We start from the raw sequence: 3,973 nt of genomic DNA on the forward strand, positions 1-3,973 counted from the left end.
CTGTCCCTCTCCCGGGGGGGGGGAGAGTCCTTTCGCGTCGACGGGGAGCGACGAGGCTCGGCGCGGCCCGGTCAGACCGCCCAGGCCGGAAGGTCCAGGACGGTGACGACACAGGCCGTGCACATCCAGCCCGGACCCTGCGAGATCAGCAGCACATGGTCTCCGGGCGCCACCTCGCGGCGGCGGACCAGATGTTCCAGGGTGATCAGCACATCGGCGCCGCCCACGTGCCCGATGCCCTTGCCGTAGTCCCACGTCGACCGGTCCATGGGCAGACCGAGCGGCATCATGACCGAGTACTCGACCATGCGGCCGTCCATGTTGATCGGAACCACCTTGGCGATGTCGCCGGCGTTCAGATCGGCGCTCACGAGCGCCCGGCGGATGACACCGAGGTTGAAGAGGGTGAGCTTCTCGAGGGTCTCGGAGAGAGGCGTCTCGGTCTCGCTGTACCGCGTCGCCCGCTCGGCCATCTCCTCGTCGTTGCGCTGCCCGTCGTCCGGCAGCAGGGATCCGTCGCCGCGGTGCCACCGCTCGAGTTCCGGAAGAATGCCGGAGCTCAGCGATCTGATCTGCGCGAAGCCCTCGTCCGCGCTGACCAGGACGGAAGCGCCGCCGTCGGAGAGGAAGTAGGCCTGCCCCAGCCCCGAATAGCGGTTCAGGCCCGACGCGGTGAAGTTCTCACCGGAGGTGATCAGCACGGCCTCCGCCTGCGCCGCACCGGTGATCTGACCGACGGCCACCTCCAGCGCGCCGAGCATGCCGTTGCAGCCCTGCCGCAGGTACAGCGAGCTGGTCGGCTCCAGCTCCAGTTCACGCAGCACGTATCCCGGCGGATAGGAACCCTGGGGGCCCTGGTAGTAGACGGCACTGTGCACATGGCTCGTGAGGGACTCGGGGTCGAGCTTCGAGCGGTCCAGAGTGACGCGCGCGGCGGCGATGGCGAGTTCGACGGCCGGGATGTCGTGGGCTAGATGGGTCCCGGTCAAGCCGTTCGCGTCCACGATGTCCTGCGCGATCAGTCCTTGCGCCACGGCCCGCTCGACGGGCTCGAAATCGTGCAGCACGACCCCCAACGAGTCGATGAACACGTTCTCAATTCTCATCCTGGATCCTTCCGTTGTCGTCGAGAGGCGAGGCGGCCGGGGCGAGGAGCTGCTCGATCAGGTGCCGGGCGAGATCCAGCGGCGTCTCGAAGTCGAACGCCACACCCGGCGACAGCCGGAGCCCCGTCGCCTCGGCGAGCGCCGTACGCAGTTGCAGTGCGGTGAGCGAGTCGAACCCGAGGTCCTTCAACCGGGCGTCCTCCGCCACACCGCCCGGTGCCGTGTGCCCCAGGACGGCGCCCGCCCGCTCCCGCACGAGACCGGTCATCACGGTCTCCCGTTCCTCCGGACCCATCGCCGCCAAGCGGTGCGCGAGACCGCCCTGCTCCTCGGGGGTGTCCTGGGCCATACGGCGTGCGGAGCCGGACACCAGGGACCGCATGACGGCCGGTACGGCACCGGACCCGGCGTCCTCGGCCAGTGCGGCGAAGTCAGGGCGGGACGCGACGACCAGACTGCGGCCGGCCGCCCACGCGCCGTCGAACAACCCGAGGCCGTCCTCGGTGCCGAGCGGCCGCGTTCCGTGCAGAGCCGCCGGCTGCCGGTCCGTCGCGGCGGACCCCGCCAGACCGCTGGCCCCGGCCCACAGCCCCCAGGCGATCGACGTCGCCGGGACGCCCCGCGCGCGCAGGTGGTGGGCGAACGCGTCCAGGAACGTGTTGGCCGCCGCGTAGTTGGCCTGTCCGGGGCCGCCCGTGATGCCGGCGACGGAGGAGTACAGCAGGAACTGCCTCACGCCCGCCTCACGGACCAGGTCGTACAGGTGTACGGCCGCGTCCACCTTGGGCCGGAGCACCTCGGTCAGCTGCTCGGCCGTGAGGGACGGGAGGATGCCGTTGTGCACCGCGCCGGCGGTGTGGACCACGGCACCGATCAGCCGGCCGCCGAGCAGCGCGGCCAGGGCGTCGCGGTCCGTGACGTCACAGGCTGCCACGCGGACCCGGGCGCCGAGCGCGGAAAGCTCGGCCTCCAGGGCCGCAGCACCCGGCGCGTCCGGTCCTTGCCGGCTCGCCAGCAGCAGCTCCCTCACGCCGTGTTCGGTCACCAGGTGCCGGGCGACCGCGGAGCCGAGGGCGCCCGTACCGCCGGTGATCAGTACGGTGCCGTCCGGGCCGGCGTCGAATGCCGGGAGGACATCGGCGGGAGCGAGGCGGGTCATCCGCGGCACCCGGGCCGTCCGCCCGCGCAACGCCCACTGTGGTTCCGAGGAGGAAACCACACGGTCCAGGGCACGCCAGGTGGGCTTGGCGAGGTCGGTGTCCACGAGAACGAAGCGGCCCGGGTACTCCGACTGCGCGGTGCGGACGAGTCCCCAGACCGCGGCCACCGCCAGGTCCAGCGGCGACACGTCGTCGGGTCCGCTCACCGCCGGCACGGCACCGCGGGTGAGGAACACCAGCCGGGAGTCGTCGTACAGGGGCGACGTCACCCAGGCGCGCGCCGTCTCCAGGGCCCGGGCCGTCGTGGCGTGCACGGCGTCCACCAGGTCCCCGCCGGAGGGATCGACGGCCTCCCGCAGGAAGGGCACCACGACGACATCGGGGACTTCGCGGCCCGCCTCCACCGCGGCGGTCAGCGCCGCCAGGTCGGGATAGGCCTCCGCGTACCGTCCCGCCGCCATCAGCGACGACCGCGCGCGTACGGGATCCTCTCCCACGATGGCCCAGGTCGTGCCGGTGTCCGCGGTGAGGTGCCGCGTGCCGGTATCGGTCCATTCGATGCCGAACAGGCTGTCCTGCTGCGCCACGTCCGTTGCTCTGCGCACCCCGCGCGGGACGGCCTCCGGGCGGACGCACACCGTCGACAGGACGGGGCTGCCGGCCGCGTCGGAGGCGAACAGCGCCACGGAACCGTCGGAGCGCGGAGAAACCCGGACGCGCAGGACGGAGGCGCCGGACGCGTGCAGTGAGACCTCCTGCCAGAGTCCCGCCCGCCAGTCGTCCCCGACCTCGGGCAGGACGCCCCTGGCGCCCACCAGGCCGAGTGCGGCCTGGGCCAGCACCGGGTGCAGGCCGAACCGCCGGGCCTCCTCGCGCAGCGTGTCCGGGAGGGCGACCTCCGCGAACACCTCGGTGCCGCGACGCCACACACCCCGCAGGGCGGGTTGCACGGGCAGGGGCCGCACGTCCGGCACGGACTCGGGGGCCGGGGTGGCGTCGGCAGGCGGCCAGACCTCCAGGTCCCAGTCCGGCCGGTCCGCCGCCGCAGCCAGCTCGCCCGTCGCATGGCAGATCCACGGCAGGCCCACCACCTCCTCGGAGCGCCGGGAGTGCACCGTCACCGTGCGCACCCCGGGCTGGGAACCCTCACCCACGGTGACGCGGATCTGAAGGGAGCCGGACGCCGGCGTCACCAACGGCGCCTGCGGCGTCAGAGTGGGCAACCGGCCGACGCCCAGCTGCGCCCCGGCCGCGAGGGCCAGCTCGGCGACCAGCCAGCCGAGGGCGGCCGGGCGCTCGTTCACCAGCCATGGGTGCGTGGTTGCCGAGAGACGGCCGGTGAAGACCACCGTCTCGGTGCCGGGCAGCTCGACGGCCGCGCCCAGCAGAGGGTGTGCGGCGGCCACCGCGCCCAGGCCGGACGCGCCGCGTGTGGCATGCGTGGAGGGGGTGAGCCAGTGGTGGGTGCCTTGGAAGGGGTAGGTGGGGAGGGCGGGGTGGTGGGGCAGGGGGGTGGGGCGTACGGGGATGCCGCTGGTGTAGGCGGTGGCGACGGACTCGGTGAAGTCGTGTGTGTCGCCGCGGTCGCGGTGCAGCGTGCCGAGGACGACCGGTTCGGCACCGGCCATTTCCTGCAGGGTCTGCTGGACGGGGAGGGTGAGTACCGGGTGGGGACTCACCTCGATGAACCCGCCGGCACCTGTCTCC

Annotated in this window: 2 protein-coding genes; both read right to left on the reverse strand. The window is 72.8% G+C overall.

The features are described from left to right. Positions 1-71 precede the first annotated feature (71 nt). Entirely contained in the window at positions 72-1,106 is a 1,035-nt protein-coding gene (locus AC3ET3_RS35880; RefSeq protein ID WP_432140146.1) for a ketoacyl-ACP synthase III family protein, read from the reverse strand. After that, a partial coding sequence (locus AC3ET3_RS35885; RefSeq protein ID WP_435613708.1) for a type I polyketide synthase occupies positions 1,096-3,973 on the reverse strand: 2,878 nt, incomplete at its 5' end. The genes AC3ET3_RS35880 and AC3ET3_RS35885, both read right to left, overlap by 11 nt.

Source organism: Streptomyces sp. bgisy159 (assembly GCF_057707805.1).